General features: G+C 69.4%; 12 protein-coding genes. All 12 read left to right on the top strand.

What is annotated here, in order from left to right:
- Nucleotides 1–685 precede the first annotated feature (685 nt).
- A complete protein-coding gene (locus tag GGD89_RS06355) occupies nucleotides 686–1,201 on the top strand; it encodes a MaoC family dehydratase (RefSeq protein WP_184043277.1) in 516 nt (171 codons plus the stop codon).
- Between the two features lie 40 nt (nucleotides 1,202–1,241).
- Nucleotides 1,242–2,714, top strand: a complete 1,473-nt coding sequence (locus GGD89_RS06350; RefSeq protein ID WP_184043276.1) for an MmgE/PrpD family protein — start codon at nucleotides 1,242–1,244, stop codon at nucleotides 2,712–2,714.
- Nucleotides 2,715–2,742: 28 nt separating this feature from the next.
- Nucleotides 2,743–3,930 (top strand): acyl-CoA dehydrogenase family protein, encoded by a 1,188-nt coding sequence (locus tag GGD89_RS06345; protein WP_184043275.1) that lies wholly within the window; start codon nucleotides 2,743–2,745, stop codon nucleotides 3,928–3,930.
- Nucleotides 3,931–3,962: 32 nt separating this feature from the next.
- Nucleotides 3,963–5,174, top strand: a complete 1,212-nt coding sequence (locus GGD89_RS06340; protein ID WP_184043274.1) for a CaiB/BaiF CoA transferase family protein — start codon at nucleotides 3,963–3,965, stop codon at nucleotides 5,172–5,174.
- A complete protein-coding gene (locus tag GGD89_RS06335; protein ID WP_246422756.1) occupies nucleotides 5,171–6,091 on the top strand; it encodes a GntR family transcriptional regulator in 921 nt (306 codons plus the stop codon). The genes GGD89_RS06340 and GGD89_RS06335 overlap by 4 nt, the downstream gene beginning before the upstream one ends.
- The gene (locus tag GGD89_RS06330) at nucleotides 6,057–6,338 is read left to right on the top strand and encodes a hypothetical protein (RefSeq protein ID WP_184043273.1); all 282 of its coding nucleotides are present in this window, start codon (nucleotides 6,057–6,059) and stop codon (nucleotides 6,336–6,338) included. Before GGD89_RS06335 ends, GGD89_RS06330 begins: the two co-directional genes overlap by 35 nt.
- Entirely contained in the window at nucleotides 6,335–7,750 is a 1,416-nt protein-coding gene (locus GGD89_RS06325) for an amidase (RefSeq protein ID WP_343058547.1), read from the top strand. Before GGD89_RS06330 ends, GGD89_RS06325 begins: the two co-directional genes overlap by 4 nt.
- Before the next feature lie 83 nt (nucleotides 7,751–7,833).
- Nucleotides 7,834–8,538, top strand: a complete 705-nt coding sequence (locus GGD89_RS06320) for a TRAP transporter small permease subunit (protein WP_184043272.1) — start codon at nucleotides 7,834–7,836, stop codon at nucleotides 8,536–8,538.
- Nucleotides 8,539–8,541: 3 nt separating this feature from the next.
- Nucleotides 8,542–9,813 carry a TRAP transporter large permease gene (locus GGD89_RS06315; RefSeq protein WP_184043271.1) on the top strand — a complete coding sequence of 424 codons (1,272 nt, stop codon included), beginning with the start codon at nucleotides 8,542–8,544 and terminating at the stop codon, nucleotides 9,811–9,813.
- A gap of 624 nt (nucleotides 9,814–10,437) precedes the next feature.
- Entirely contained in the window at nucleotides 10,438–12,186 is a 1,749-nt protein-coding gene (locus GGD89_RS06310; protein ID WP_246422755.1) for a glycine/sarcosine N-methyltransferase, read from the top strand.
- 281 nt (nucleotides 12,187–12,467) lie between these two features.
- Nucleotides 12,468–13,466, top strand: coding sequence for a 4-hydroxy-3-methylbut-2-enyl diphosphate reductase (gene ispH / locus GGD89_RS06305; protein ID WP_184043331.1), 999 nt, complete (start codon nucleotides 12,468–12,470; stop codon nucleotides 13,464–13,466).
- Between the two features lie 142 nt (nucleotides 13,467–13,608).
- A complete protein-coding gene (gene hpnH, locus GGD89_RS06300; protein ID WP_184043270.1) occupies nucleotides 13,609–14,817 on the top strand; it encodes an adenosyl-hopene transferase HpnH in 1,209 nt (402 codons plus the stop codon).
- Nucleotides 14,818–14,829 lie beyond the last annotated feature (12 nt).

Below are 14,829 nucleotides of genomic sequence, written 5' to 3'. Positions count from 1 at the left end.
ATTTGTGCTTCTCGTGGTTCGATGGGCGGCGACAGACGGGGCCGCCCCGATCGCGCCGCCCCGATCGCGCCGCCCCGATTGCGCCGCCCCGATTGCGCCGCCCCGATTGCGCCGCAAGGATCGACGGCGTGGATGTCGCCCGCCGACGGGAGCATCCGTCGTCCGGGCGCGGGGGATCTTACGGTCGGCGTGACCCGGTGGTCGCCGCCGGAGGTCGATCCGACGCACCACCTTCGGTATCGACAGATCGGTTCAAACAGGTTAGAAGGGTTCCGGGATCGAATCAAGTATTTATCCGAACAAATAGACCGTTACTCGGATTGGGTGTTTATGCCGTATTGAGCGTGTCGTCCCGAATAAACAAGCGCTTCAGAGGTGTCGATGTCCTTGACTTACCGTATCGGGCGATAAAGCGACGATCCGGTCGCGGGTGGTCCCGACTTATGCGGGGATGTACGGCAAGACCACGCTTCATTGCTGTTTCGCGGCCTTGGTGTTGTGGGGCTGCTCTGCCTCTGAACCGCGAAGTTTGCGTTGACACCACCGGCCCCATGGCGTCCAATTTGTTCGAATAATATGTGCGCCGCTGGCGGAGAACGCCGCCCCCTGTCCGCGCTCGCGGCGACGCCGGGCGGACCATCGCGGGCCATACCGGCACCAGGAACAACCAGAGGGACGCAACGCCATGGCGGGAGCGGAACAGCCCAGGCCGGGGCGCGTGATCGTGGCCGAGTCCGGCCGGTACCTGGAGGACTTCGCGGTCGGGGACACCTACGAGCACCGCCCCGGCCGCACGATCACCGAATCGGACAACATTCAGTTCAGCCTGATGACCATGAACGTCCATCCGATGCACTGTGACCATGCCTTCGCCGCCGCCAGCGAGTTCGGCCGGCCGCTGGTCAACAGCGGCCTCACCCTGGCCATCGTGCTGGGCATGACGGTCAACGACGTCAGCATGAAGGCGGTGGCCAACCTGGGCTGGACGGACATTCGCCTGACGGCCCCCGTGTTCCCCGGCGACACCGTCTACGCCCGGTCCACGGTTCTGGAGGTGCGCGACAGCCGGTCGCGCCCCCACCAGGGCATCGTGACCACCCGCACCGAGGGCTACAAGGCGGATGGAACGTCGTTCATGACCTTCGAGCGCGCCAGCCTGATCCCCCGGCGGTCCCACGCCGCCGGGACGGCGGGCGGCTGAGGGCCGGGCCGGGGCGGGGCTTCTTTCCGGGGAGGACACCATGACCGCTGTCGCGCCACCCTCCGCGCCACCCTCCACGCCCCCCCGGGGACCGTTGACCCTGGATGAGACCGCCGACGAACCGGCGGCGCGGCTGGCGGCGTTCGCGGCCCGGACGCGCTGGGGCGACATCCCCGCCGAGGTCCGCGTCCGCGCCCACCATCATGTGCTCGACGCGGTCGGCATCGCGCTCGCCTCGGGGGGATACGAGTTCGCCCGCGCCACGCTGACCGCGACACGCGGCCTGGGCGGGGACGGTCCTGTGCCGGTGATCGGCCTGCCCGCCTGGCTGCCGGCCCGCGACGCCGCCCTGGTCAACGGTGTTCTGTGCCACGGCCTCGACTTCGACGACACCCATCTGGGGGGGGTCGTGCATCCGACCGTCAGCGCCTGGCCGGCGGCGATGGCGGCGGCGGTCCATGCGGGGGCCAGCGGCGAGGACATGATGCTGGCCTATGTCATCGGCGTCGAGGCGACGACGCGGGTCGGCATGGCCGGGGCGGGGGCCTTCCACCGCCAGGGCTTCCACCCCACCGGGGTGGCCGGGGTGTTCGGCGCCACGCTGGCGGCGGGCCGTCTGTTCGGGCTCACCGCCACGCAACTGGTGCGCGCCCAGGGGATCGCCCTGTCGATGGCCTCGGGCAGCCTGGAGTTCCTGGAGGACGGCGGCTGGACCAAGCGCCTGCATCCGGGCTGGGTCGCCGCCGCCGGCCTGACCGCCGCGGCCCTGGCGCGCGAGGGCTTCACCGGCGCCACCCGGCCGTACGACGGCCGCTACGGACTGTTCACGCTCTATCTGGGCGCCGACGGGTCCAGCGCCGACCAGGCGTCCGTCACCGCCGGCCTGGGCCGGACGTGGGAACTGATGAACACCGCCATCAAGCCGTACCCGGCCTGCCACTTCGCCCACGGCTGCATCGACGCGGCGCTGGTGCTGGCCGCTCGCCTGGCGGAGCAGGGGATGGCGGCCAGCGACATCGCCCAGGTCACGGCCATGTTGCCCGAGGCGGTGATCCCCGTCGTCTGCGAGCCCGAGGCCAACAAGAAGGTGCCGGCCAACGCCTACGACGCCCAGTTCAGCGTTCCGTACCTGGTGGCCGCGGCCCTGGTTCGCCGGCGCCTGACCCTGGCGGAACTGGACGAGTCGGCGCGCGCCGATCCGGCGATCCAGGCGCTCGCGCGGCGGGTGTCCCACGCCGTCGATGCCGAGACCACCTTCCCCCGGCACTACACCGGCGCGCTCGACGTCCGTCTGGCCGACGGGCGCGTCCTGTCGCATCGCGAGGCGCTGAACCGGGGATGCGCGGAGCGCCCGTTGAGCAACACAGACATCATCGAGAAGTTCGCCGGCAACGCGGCCACCGCCACCCATGACGCCCGGGCGGAGCGCGTCCGCGCGGGCGTGCTGTCGTTCGCCGAGGCCCCCGACGCGCGGACGGCGCTGGCCGTGCTGGCGCAGCCGGCGCTTGGCTGACCGCGCCGCGATCCAAGGAGACCCCGCGATGCCCGATCCCGTGACCGACCGCCAGGCGTCCCCGTCCGACGGGCAGCGCGAGCAGGACCGCCTGATCCTGGACAGCATCGACCGCTTCCTGGAGCGCGAGGTCGCCCCCCATGCCCACGCGCTGGAGCATGACGACGTCTATCCGGCCGACATCGTCGCGGCCATGCGGGACCTGGGTCTGTTCGGCGCCACCATTCCCGAGGCCTACGGCGGCCTGGGCCTGCGGCCCAGCCTGTATGCCCGGATCATCGAGCGCATGGCGCGGGTGTGGATGTCGATCACCGGTGTCATCAACAGCCACCTCATCATGGCCCACATCGTCGCCACCAAGGGCACCGAGGCCCAGCGCGCCCACTTCCTGCCGCGCTTCGCCACCGGCGAGTTGCGCGGCGGCCTGGCCCTGACCGAGCCGGATTGCGGCACCGACCTTCAGGCCATCCGCACCACGGCGCGGCGCGACGGCGACGCCTATGTCGTCAACGGCACCAAGACCTGGATCTCCAACGGCATTCACGGCCGTTGCTTCGCCCTGCTGGTCAAGACCGATCCCACGGCGGACCCGCGCCACGCGGGCATGAGCATGCTGATCGCCGAGAAGGGCGACGGCTTCCGGCCCAGCCGCAAGCTGGAGAAGCTGGGCTACAAGGGCATCGACAGCGCCGAGTTGATTTTCGAGGACTACCGGGTGCCGGCCGACCGGCTGGTGGGCGAGACCGAGGGCACCGGCATGCAGTGCGCCGGCGCCGGGCTGGAACTGGGCCGCATCAACGTGGCCGCGCGCGGGGTCGGCATCGCCCAGGCGGCGCTCGACCAGTCGCTGGCCTACAGCCAGGTGCGCAAGACGTTCGGCAAGCCGATCTGCCAGCACCAGGCGATCCAGCTCAAGCTGGCCGACATGGCCACCCGGGTCGAGGCCGCGCGCCTGCTGGTGGACAAGGCCGCGCGGACCTTCGAGTCGGGCCGGCGCACCGACCTGGAAGCCGGCATGGCCAAGCTGTTCGCCAGCGAGGCGGCCATCGAGAACAGCCTGGAGGCCATGCGCATCCACGGCGGCTACGGCTATTCCAAGGAATTCGATGTGGAGCGGCTGTACCGCGACGCGCCCCTGCTGGCCATCGGCGAGGGCACCAACGAGATCCAGCGCGTCATCATCGCCAAGCGTCTGGTCGAGCGCCACCCCGCCTGAGCCGTCCATGCAGGAGAAGGAAAGAGTCCGTCATGAGCACCGCCGATGCGCCGTCCCTGCCCCTGGAGGGGGTCACCATCCTGGCCGTGGAGCAGTATGGCGCCGGTCCCTTCGGCACCATGTTGCTGGCCGACATGGGTGCCGAGGTCCTCAAGATCGAGACACCGGACAGCGGGGGCGAGGTGGGGCGCCAGATCGGCCCCTATTTTTTCGGCGAGGGCGACAGCCACTTCTTCCAGGCGTTCAACCGCAACAAGCGCAGCATGACGCTCAACCTGAAGCACCCGGACGGGCGCGCGGTGTTCGAGCGCCTGGTGGCCGGCGCCGATGCCGTGCTCGACAACCTGCGCGGCGACCTGCCGGAAAAGCTCGGCCTGACCTACGACGACCTGAAGGCCGTCAATCCGGCCATCGTCTGCGCCCACCTGTCGGCCTACGGCCGCGACGGTCCGCGCAAGGGCTGGCCCGGCTACGACTTCCTGATGCAGGCCGAGGCCGGCTATCTGTCCCTCACCGGCGAGCCCGACGCCCCGCCGGCCCGCTTCGGCGTGTCCATCGTCGACATGATGGCCGGGCAACTGGCGGTGCTCGGGCTGGTCTCGGCCCTGACGGGCGCGCGCCGTACCGGGCGTGGCATGGACGTGGACGTCAACCTGTTCGACACCGCGCTGCACAACCTCACCTATCTGGCGGCCTGGTATCTGAACGCCGGCCACCGCCAGGGACGCGAGCCGCGCTCCGCGCATCCCTCGCTGACGCCCTGCCAGCTCTACCGCACCCGCGACGGCTGGCTGTTCATCATGTGCAACAAGGAGAAGTTCTGGCCCCTGCTGGCCGAGAAGCTGGGGCATCCCGAGTGGATCGCCGACCCTCGCCTGGACTGCTTCAAGGCCCGGCTGGACCACCGCGCGCTGGTCACCGCCCTGCTGGACGAGGCGCTGGGGGAGCGCGACTCGCAGGCGTGGATGGAGATCCTGGGCGGCGTGGTGCCCGTCGCGCCGGTCCTGGACGTTTGCGAGGCGCTGGACAATCCCTTCGTGGTGGACCGGGGCCGGCTGGACGATTTTCCGCGCGCCGAGGGCGGCGATCCGGTGCGCATGCTGGCCCCGCCCATCCACCTGGGCGCCCGCGATACGCCGCGTCGCGCGGCACCGTCGCTGGGCGCGGACACCGAGGCCGTGCTGGGGGCGCACGGCTATTCGGCCGGGGACATCGCGGCCCTGCGCGCGGTGGGGGCGATATGAGCCGCCCGGCCGGCCCCTTGAGCGCGATGTCCGCCGGCGGCGGCGCCGGCGCGGGCGACGGCCCCCGCTATCCGGCGATCATGCGCATCCTGGTGGAGGAAATCGGCGCCGGACGGTATGCCCTGGGGGAGCGGCTGCCGACCGAGCACGACCTGTGCCAGCGCTTCGGCGCCAGCCGGCATACGGTGCGCGAGGCCCTGCGTCACCTGAAGGACATGGGCCTGATCGCCCGCCGGCAAGGCTCCGGCTCGGTGATCATCGCCCACTACCCCGAACAGCGCTTCGTCAACTCCATCACCTCGCTTGACGAACTCGTGCAGTATGCCGAGACAACCTGGCTGGATGTGCTGGCCGTGGATAAGATCGTGGTCGACGAGACCCTGGGCACCTGGCTCCGGGCCACGCCCGGAGAGCCGTGGTTGCGGCTCTCGGCGTTGCGCCGGGTGGCCGGTGTGCGCGACCCCTTCGCCTACACCGAGGTGTTCATGCCGATCGCGTTCGAGGCCCTGGTGGGCGAGATCGGCGCCGAGGTCAGCGCCCTCTACGCCATGCTGGAACGTCGCTTCGGCGTGCGTGTCGCCAAGATTCATCAGTCGATCGAGGCCGTCACCGCCGACGCCAACGTCGCCAGCCGCCTGGACATCGTGTCGGGCGCGCCGCTGCTGCGCATCAAGCGGTGCTACGTGGCCGAGGACGGCACGCTGATCGAACTGGCGGTGAACCACCACCCCGCCGACCGCTTCCGCTACGAGATGACCCTGGACCGCAAGCCGGTGGGCGGTGCCTTGGTCAACGACATCCGCGACTGGCCGGGTCCCAACGAGGCCAGCGCGACCGCCGACCGGCGCGGATCGCCGGTCCATCACGCCACGGAGACCAACGATGATCGAGACGGCCACACTCCTTGCGCGGACTGAGTCCGGTCCGGAGGCGATGGCGTGGATGATGGCGCGGGGCCTGGGCCTCTCGCTCACGGCGGACGAGGCGGCCCGCGCGGCGGCCCTGGTGACGGTCGCCCGCGAGGGCCTGTCCCGCGCCATCGTCGATCGCACCCTTCCAGGACCCGACCGGGAGCGGGATCCCGACGGCGACTGGCTGGTCGAGACGCCCCCCGACGCCTTCGAACGGCTGATGGCGCACTATCGCGAGGCCTTCGTTCGGTGAGCGAGGGTCGCCGAATCGACGCGGCACGGCTGCTGAAAGGCCCGATGGGACCGGCGCTGCGGGCGCTGGCCGAGGGGCGGGTCACGGCGACGGCGCTGACGGAGGCCGCGCTGGACCGCGCGCGCACCGTGGGCGCGCGCCTGAACGCGGTCATGACGCTGGACGAGACGCACGCGCGCGCCGCCGCCGCCGAGAACGACGCCCTGCCCCCGGACCAGCGCGGCGCCCTGCACGGCCTGCCACTGGCCCACAAGGACATCTTCCATCGCGCCGGCCGGCGGACCACCCTGGGCTCGCGGGCGCGGGACGCCTTCGTGCCGGCGCGGTCGTCGGTGCTGATCGAGCGCCTGGAGGCGGCGGGCAGCGTGACCCTGGGGGGCCTGCATACCGCCGAGTTCGCCATGGGGCCGACGGGCCACAACGAGCACTACGGGCGATGCCGCAACCCCTGGAATCCCGACCTCATCACCGGGGGCAGTTCCAGCGGCTCGGGCGCCGCCGTGGCGGCGCGTCTGGTGTTCGCGGCGCTGGGCTCCGACACCGGCGGGTCGGTGCGCCTGCCGGCCGCGATCTGCGGCGTGACCGGCCTCAAGCCGACCCAGGGCCGTCTGGACACCGCCGGCATGATGGGCCTGTCCGCCAGCCTGGATTGTCCCGGAATCCTGGCCCGTGGCGCCGAGGACGTGGCCCGCGTGATGGACGTGGTGGACACCCATCCGCCCCCGGGGGGGTTCCGGGCGGCGCTGGACCACGGCGAGGCCCGCCTGAGCGGGCTGACCCTGGGCTTGCCGGACCGCTACTACCTCGCCGATCTCGATCCCGAGGTGGCGGCCCGCTTTTCAGAGGCCATCCGGGTGTTCGAGGGGCTGGGCGCCCGCGTCATCGCGGTGGTCGTGCCCGACCATGAGTCCCTGGCGGATCTGGCGGATCTGACCTGGACGCCCGAGGCGGCCGCCCAGCATCTGCCCGGCCTGAGGGCCTATCCGGAGCAGTACGGACGACAGGTGCGCGCGCGATTGTTGCAGGGTTTGGTCACGCCAGCCGTGTTCCACTTGCAGGCGCGCAAGCTTCGCGCGCATTATCTGCGCGCCATGGTGGAGGGGCCGTTGAGCGCGTGCAATGCGCTGGTGACCCCCGCCCTGGCCATCACCACGCCGACGGCGGCCGAGATGGACGTCGGCGCCGGCGCGGCGATGCGCGAAACCCTGGCTCGCATCACGCGTCAGACGCGGCCGCTGTCCTACCTGGGCTTGCCGGGGGTGGTGACGCCGATGGGGCGCTCCTCCAATGGGGGGCCCACGGCCTTGCAGATCATCGGGCGCCCGTTCGACGAGGCCGCTCTGTTGCGGGTGTCCCATGCCTTCGAGACCCGGACCCGTTGGCTGAACGAGGCACCGCCGATGGCCATGTGACGGGGCCACGCAATGGGGGCCATGCAAATGGGGGCCGCCCCGGCCGCCGGACCTGACGCCGACCCCGAGAGGGAGAAGACACCATGACCGTCAGCACCCGATCGGGACGCCTTCTTCGACTCTGGACACGGGTGGAGGCACACGGACTGCTCACCGTGGCCACGGTCCTGATGGCGGTCGCCATGGGGGTCATGGTGGTGGAGGCGGTGTCCCGCTACGGATGGGGCGTCAGCCACTGGTGGGCCGAGGAACTGGTCCGCTATCTGGTGGTCTGGAGCATGTTGCTGTCCATTGGCGTGGCCAGCCGGCGCGGCCATTTCATTCGCATGGATCTGTTGATCACGGCGCTGCCGCGGCGGGCGCAACTGGCGCTGGGCTGGGTGACGGTGGTCGTCGGCGTGGCCTTCTGCGGCGTCCTGCTCTACGCGTCCGTGATCGAGGTCCGGCACCTGTACCGCATCGGCATGTACACGGAGTCGAACCTCGACCTGCCGCTGTGGGTGGTGCGTCTGGTGCTGCCGGTGGGCGCGGTGCTGTACGGGCTGTACTTCATCGGCTGCGGGGCGCGTCTGGCCCGGGGCGAGGACCCGTTCCGCGCCGCGCGTCGGGACGGGGCCGATCCCGATCCCGAGTCCGAGCCCGCGACGGCCCGGGCGCCGACCGTCGCGCCGGTCACCGCCGCCGATGCCGTCCCCGACTCCCGTCCCCGCCCTGTCATCGAGACTCGTCCGGATCCCGGTCTGGACCCGGGTCTGGATCCGGCCGTCGCCGACGGGGGGGTCCGCTGAGCCATGACCACCGCTCTGTCCGTTCTCGCCCTGCTGCTGCTGGTGGCGATGGGTGTGCATGTCGCCATCGCCCTGGGCATCATCGCCGTCGCCCTGATGCTGTTCAGCTTCCAGATCCCGCCGGTGCTGATCGCCCAGATGGCCTGGGGGTCCATCGACAGCTATGCCCTGGTGGCGATTCCCTTCTTCATCTTCGCCGGCAACCTGATGTCGCGTGGCGACCTGGCGCTGGTCATCCTCAACCTCGTGGGGTCGGTCATCCGCGTGTTTCGCGGAGGCGTCGCGCTCGCGCTCGCGGCCTCCAGCGTGTTCTTCGCCGCCGTCAACGGCTCCAGCGTCGCCTGCACGGTGGCCCTAGGCCCGGCGGCGGTGAAGCTGCTGCCGAAGGAGAACTACGACGTCCGCTTCTCGGCCGCGCTGGTCGCCGTGTGCGGCACCGTCGGCCTGATGATCCCGCCGTCGCTCACCTTCATCCTGATCGGGTCGATCACCGGCATGCCGATCACCGACCTGTTCATCGCCGGGTTGCTGCCGGGGTTGATGGAGGTGATGCTGTTGTCCTTCACCACCGTCTGGATCAGTCGGTTGCGGGGGTTCGGCGTCAAGCAGGACGCCCCGGACTGGGTCACGTTCCGCCGTGAACTGCCGCGTGCCTCGGGCGCGCTGTTCATGCCGGTGCTGATCATCGGCTCGATCTACATGGGCATCTTCACGCCGACCGAGGTCTCGGCGCTGGCGGCCCTGTATGCGCTTGTCCTGGTCCTGCTGGTCTACCGCACCGCGGGCGTGGGCACGGTGTGGGACGTCGGCAAGCAATCGGTGATGCAGACGGTGATGATCTATGGCGTCCTGCTGGGCGCCGGGTTGCTGACCGCGCTTCTGACCCGCCTGGGCCTGGGCAGTGAACTCACCGCCATGCTCAAGGCCGCCGACGTGGCGCCCTGGATGTTCCTTCTCGCCGTCAACGTCCTGCTGCTGTTCGTCGGCATGTTCCTGGACGGTGTCTCGATGATCGTGCTGCTGACACCGATCCTGTTCCCGATGGCCACGGCCATGGGCATCGACCCCATCCACTTCGCGGTCATCATGACGGCGTTGGTGGAGGTGGCCACGCTGACTCCGCCCATCGGCCTCAACCTGTTCGTCATGAGCCGCATCACCGCCCTGCCGATTCACGCCATTGTCAGCGGGGTGCTGCCGTTCTACGCCACGCGCATCGTTGGATTGATCATCATCAACGCCTGGCCGGCCCTGTCCCTGGTTCTGGTCCGCTAACGTCCGCCGTGGCGTCTTGGCCCCCCGCCGGTTCCGAAGCCCCGCGCCCCTGTCCGAGGCCGCCGCCGTTCGCGTCCTCGGCGCCGGTTTCGCGCCGGATGATGGCACGCCATGGCCTGGTTTCCGGGGCCCGTCGCCGACGGGGCCGGGGCGATCGCGGCCCGTCCCGGAATGAGTATATCTAGGATATGGTGTGTCCCGAAAAAGACATGAGAATAGCCTGGATTGTGGCAGGGGCATGGTGTACCTTTACAGTCGTAACCAGGCGACTGTGGACACGGCTAGAACTACAAACACCAATCCCCCAAAAGTCCGCACTGCCATCCGATCTCGCTGGAGCACGTTCAACTGTGCTCCGCCATGCATCGGCGTGGGCTTCTATCCAAGGTTACATGCCGTGGTCATGACGGTGTGTTTGGAACGCCGGACAGCCCCAAGGCCCCCGATGACGCGCCCCTGAGTCGCGCGTCTCGCGTTCCCAGGCTCGCGACCGACGGACCCCCGTGTCCGAGGGCTGCCCGACCGACGCCACCATTGGCTTCGGATCGGACGGCCGCACGCGCCCGCCCGTCCTTCGGGGAACGCAAACCCCGGGCGAGACATGGGGGGACCGGCGCGTGTCCCTTGGCGTTCGACTCCGTCGGCGCCGTGCATCCGGGCACACGACCCGCCGCCGAACAGAAGGACCACGCCATCATGGAAACCGTCGATTTCCGGGACCGGAACACGGATCTGGTCGCTGACCGACAGGAATACGGCGACGATCCCATCGCCGTGCGCGACAGCGACCAGTACCGGGCGGAGTACGTCCAGACCTTCGTCGAGAAATGGGACGACCTGATCGATTGGAGCGCGCGCGCCGAAAGCGAGGGGCGCTTCTTCATCGATGTGCTCAAGGCCCGGGGCAAGGCCAAGATCCTCGATGTCGCCTGCGGCACCGGCTTTCACTCCGTGCAGTTGATGCGCGCCGGCTTCGACGTCACCTCGGTGGACGGGTCGGCCGCCATGCTGGCCAAGGCGTTCGACAACGCCAAGGATCAGCGCATGATCCTGCGCACCTGCCAGGCGGACTGGCGGTTCCTGAATCGCGACCTGCAAGGCAAGTTCGACGCCATCATCTGCCTGGGCAACAGCTTCACCCATCTGTTCAACGAGCGCGACCGGCGCCGTGCCCTGGCCGAGTTCTATGCGGCCCTGAAGCATGACGGCGTCCTGATCCTGGATCAGCGCAACTACGACGCCATCCTGGACAGCGGCTTTTCAAGTGCCCACAAGTACTACTATTGCGGGGAGCGGGTCACGGCCGAACCCGAGCACGTGGATCCCGGCCTGGTGCGCTTTCGGTATGCGTTTCCCGATGGGTCCGAGTACCGGTTGAACATGTTTCCGCTGCGCAAGAATTACATGCGGCGCCTGCTGAGCGAAGCCGGGTTCCAGCACATTCGCAGTTATGGGGACTTCCAGGAAACCTACCAGGAAGACGATCCCGACTTTTTCATCCACGTGGCCTCGAAGAGTTATGATGCCGACCGTGGCGAGCGTGACCTCAAGAAAATCGCCTCCATCGCCGAGACGTACTACGATAGCGGCGATGCCGACAACTTCTACTACCAGATTTGGGGTGGCGAGGACATCCACGTCGGTCTGTATTCGGACACACCCGGGGAAACCATCAAGGACGCCAGTCGCCGCACCGTGGACACCATGGCCGAGCGGGTGGACCTGGGTCCCGACAGCCGGGTCCTGGATATCGGCGCCGGCTATGGCGGGGCGGCGCGTCGCCTGGCCGCCGGACATGGGTGCATGGTGCACTGCCTGAACATCTCGGAAACGCAGAACGCCACCAACCGTCGCCTGACGGCGGCGCAGGGCCTGGACGGCAAGGTGACCGTGGTGCACGGCAGCTTCGAGGATATCCCCGAGCCGGACCAGCGCTTCGACGTGGTCTGGTCGCAAGACGCCATCCTGCATGCCGGCGACCGTGACCTGGTGCTGGAGGAGGCCTTCCGCGTCCTGAAGCCCGGCGGTCACCTGGTCTTCACCGACCCCATGCAGGCCGACGACGTGCCGGACGGCGTGCTGCAGCCGGTGTACGACCGGATCCACCTGGAGAGCCTCGGCTCGTTCGCGTCCTATCGCGAGGCGGCGGCCCGCGCCGGATTCGAGGTCGTGTCCATCACCGACCTGACCGGGCACCTGCCGACACACTACGGGCGCGTCGCCGAGGCGCTGCGGGAGCGCTACAACGAGGTGGCCAAGGTGTGCAGCCGGGGGTACCTCGACCGCATGCTGGTGGGGCTGGACAACTGGGTCGAGGCCGGCGACGCCGGCTACCTGGCCTGGGGCATTTTGCACCTGCGCAAGCCGGGCTGACGGGGAGCCGAGTGTTGGGACGGGGTGTCGGGACGGGTCCCGGTCCTGCCTCCGTCCGCCGTCCTCCTCCACGGGTCCGGTGGCACGGGGTCCCTAGGTGTTGCGATTCAGTCTCGGTCAAATGTCCCTGGGTGGGATAAGGCCACCCGGATGTTGCGTTGCCGCGCCAGGGCATTCTAGATAGAGCGATCGTCCCCGCCTTTCTCGCATCAAGGATCAAGCCCGTGGATCCTGTCGTCACGTCCTCCGAGCCCGAGCGTGGAGCCACCCCGCCGGGGGAGATGCCCACGCGCCTCCGTGTCATCCTGGCCAATCCGCGCGGCTTCTGCGCCGGCGTGGAACGCGCCATCGAGATCGTCGAGCGGACCATCGAAATCTATGGCCCGCCAGTCTACGTGCGCCACGAAATCGTGCACAACAAGCACGTCGTCGAGGCGTTGCGCTCCAAGGGGGCGGTGTTCGTCGAGGAACTGGACGAGGTGCCCGACGGCGCCATGACCATCTTCAGCGCCCACGGCGTGCCCCAGGCGGTGGTCAAGGAGGCCCAGGGGCGCGGCCTGCCGGTGATCGACGCCACCTGCCCGCTGGTGTCCAAGGTGCATCGGGAGGGCCAGAACCAGGCCCGCAAGGGCCGCGAGGTGGTGATGATCGGCCACGCCGGCCATCCCGAGGTGGAGGGCACCCGGGGCCAGATCCCGGGCGGCGTGCACCTGGTCAGCCGGGTGGAGGACGTGGACAGCCTGCGGGTGCGGGATCCGGACCTGGTCGCCTACGTCACCCAGACCACGCTGTCCGTGGATGACACGCGCGACGTGATCAACGCCCTGAAGGCCCGTTTCCCCAAAATCCAGGGACCGGACGTCAAGGATATCTGCTATGCCACGCAGAACCGGCAGACGGCCGTGCGCGAACTGGCCAAGCGGGTCGACCTGCTGCTGGTGGTGGGCGCGCGCAACTCCTCGAACTCCAACCGCCTGGCGGAGATCGGCACGACCATGGGCGTGCCGAGCTATCTGATCGACGACGCCTCGATGGTCCAGGATGGCTGGTTCCAGGGTGTTTCCGTCGTGGGCGTGACGGCGGGCGCCTCGGCCCCGGAGCGGCTGGTGCGCGATCTGGTGGCGCGCATCGACGCGGTGGCCCCGGCCACCGCCGAAACCTTGCAGGGCGTCGAGGAGCATATGCAATTCAAGCTGCCGCGAACCCTGTCGGATGCCATGCGCGAGCGCGGGATCACGGTTGACGCCAACCGCGACCGCCACGATCTCCACATCGCCTGACTCTCTCGACTCCCGCGCCGCCGCCCGCCGGGCCTTGGGTCCCTCCGTGCGAGGCGGCGCGCGAGCGCGCGGCATCCCACCCCTCCGGTCCCCCGGGGCGCGCCGACCGCCCCCCCGCCGACCGAGCCAAAGAGGTATGAACGTGGCCGTTCCCTTGATCCAGCAAGTCCGCGTCGGGTCCTACCTGATGAAGCAGCGCCTGCGCGGCACCAAGCGCTATCCGCTGGTGCTGATGCTGGAACCCCTGTTCCGGTGCAACTTGGCCTGCGCCGGCTGTGGCAAGATCGACTACCCGGACAGCATCCTCAACAAGCGTCTTTCGGTGGACGAATGCGTGGGCGCGGCCGAGGAGTGTGGCGCGCCGATCGTCTCCATCGCCGGGGGCGAACCCCTGCTGCATCGGCAGATCGTCCAGATCGTCGAGGGCCTGACCGCGCGCAAGAAGTTCGTGTACCTGTGCACCAACGCGCTGCTGCTGCACAAGCGGCTGGACGACTTCACGCCAAGCCCGTACCTGTCCTTCTCCATCCACCTGGACGGCGACCGAGAGCATCACGACGAGGCCGTCTGCCAGGAGGGCGTGTTCGATCGCGCCGTGGCGGCGATCAGGGAGGCGCGTGGGCGCGGCTTCCGCGTCACCTGCAACACCACCCTGTTCGAGGGCGTGGACGTGGAGCGGGTGGCCAACTTCGTCAGCTTCGCCACCGATGATCTGGGCGTGGAGGGGGTCACCATCGCCCCCGGATTCGCCTACGAGCGCGCGCCCACCCAACAGGTGTTCCTGAACCGCAAGCGCACCAAGCAGCTGTTCCGCGATCTGTTCGCGCTGGGCAAGGGCCGCAAGTGGCGCTGGAACCAGTCGCAGCTCTATCTGGACTTCCTGGCCGGCAACCAGACGTACGACTGCACGCCCTGGGGCAACCCGACCCGCAACGTGTTCGGCTGGCAGCGCCCGTGTTATCTGCTCAACGAGGGGTCCGTCGCCACGTTCAAGGAGTTGATGGAGACCACCGACTGGGACGGCTATGGCACCGGGCGCTACGAGAAATGCGCCAACTGCATGATGCACTGCGGCTATGAGGCCACCGCCGTCGCCGACACCGTGGGCCGGCCGCTGAAGGCCCTGGGCGTGGCCCTGCGCGGCGTGCGCACCGACGGGCCGATGGCGCCGGAGGTGTCGTTCGAGACCCAGCGCCCGGCGCAATGGGTGTTCGATGACTTTGTCCGCAACCAGATGAGCCGCGCCGACGCCGCCCGGGCCGATCGCGAGGCCGCGCGAGGCTGCGCGGGCGCCAGCGCGCCGGGCGCCGCGCCGCCGTCCTCCCGGACCGACGACACCGCCGTCGCCTGACGGTCCGTCCGG

The organism is Roseospira visakhapatnamensis (genome assembly GCF_014197915.1).
In the GTDB taxonomy this organism is placed as follows: domain Bacteria; phylum Pseudomonadota; class Alphaproteobacteria; order Rhodospirillales; family Rhodospirillaceae; genus Rhodospira; species Rhodospira visakhapatnamensis.
This window is presented reverse-complemented; position numbering and strand designations above follow the sequence as displayed.

Excerpts from the sequence above, each read along its gene's own strand:
- GGD89_RS06355 (WP_184043277.1), top strand. The coding sequence starts at position 686 with ATGGCGGGAGCGGAACAGCCCAGGCCGGGGCGCGTGATCGTGGCCGAG.
- GGD89_RS06335 (WP_246422756.1), top strand. The coding sequence starts at position 5,171 with ATGAGCCGCCCGGCCGGCCCCTTGAGCGCGATGTCCGCCGGCGGCGGC.
- GGD89_RS06345 (WP_184043275.1), top strand. The coding sequence starts at position 2,743 with ATGCCCGATCCCGTGACCGACCGCCAGGCGTCCCCGTCCGACGGGCAG.
- GGD89_RS06340 (WP_184043274.1), top strand. The coding sequence starts at position 3,963 with ATGAGCACCGCCGATGCGCCGTCCCTGCCCCTGGAGGGGGTCACCATC.
- GGD89_RS06350 (WP_184043276.1), top strand. The coding sequence starts at position 1,242 with ATGACCGCTGTCGCGCCACCCTCCGCGCCACCCTCCACGCCCCCCCGG.
- GGD89_RS06315 (WP_184043271.1), top strand. The coding sequence starts at position 8,542 with ATGACCACCGCTCTGTCCGTTCTCGCCCTGCTGCTGCTGGTGGCGATG.
- GGD89_RS06330 (WP_184043273.1), top strand. The coding sequence starts at position 6,057 with ATGATCGAGACGGCCACACTCCTTGCGCGGACTGAGTCCGGTCCGGAG.
- ispH (WP_184043331.1), top strand. The coding sequence starts at position 12,468 with ATGCCCACGCGCCTCCGTGTCATCCTGGCCAATCCGCGCGGCTTCTGC.
- GGD89_RS06320 (WP_184043272.1), top strand. The coding sequence starts at position 7,834 with ATGACCGTCAGCACCCGATCGGGACGCCTTCTTCGACTCTGGACACGG.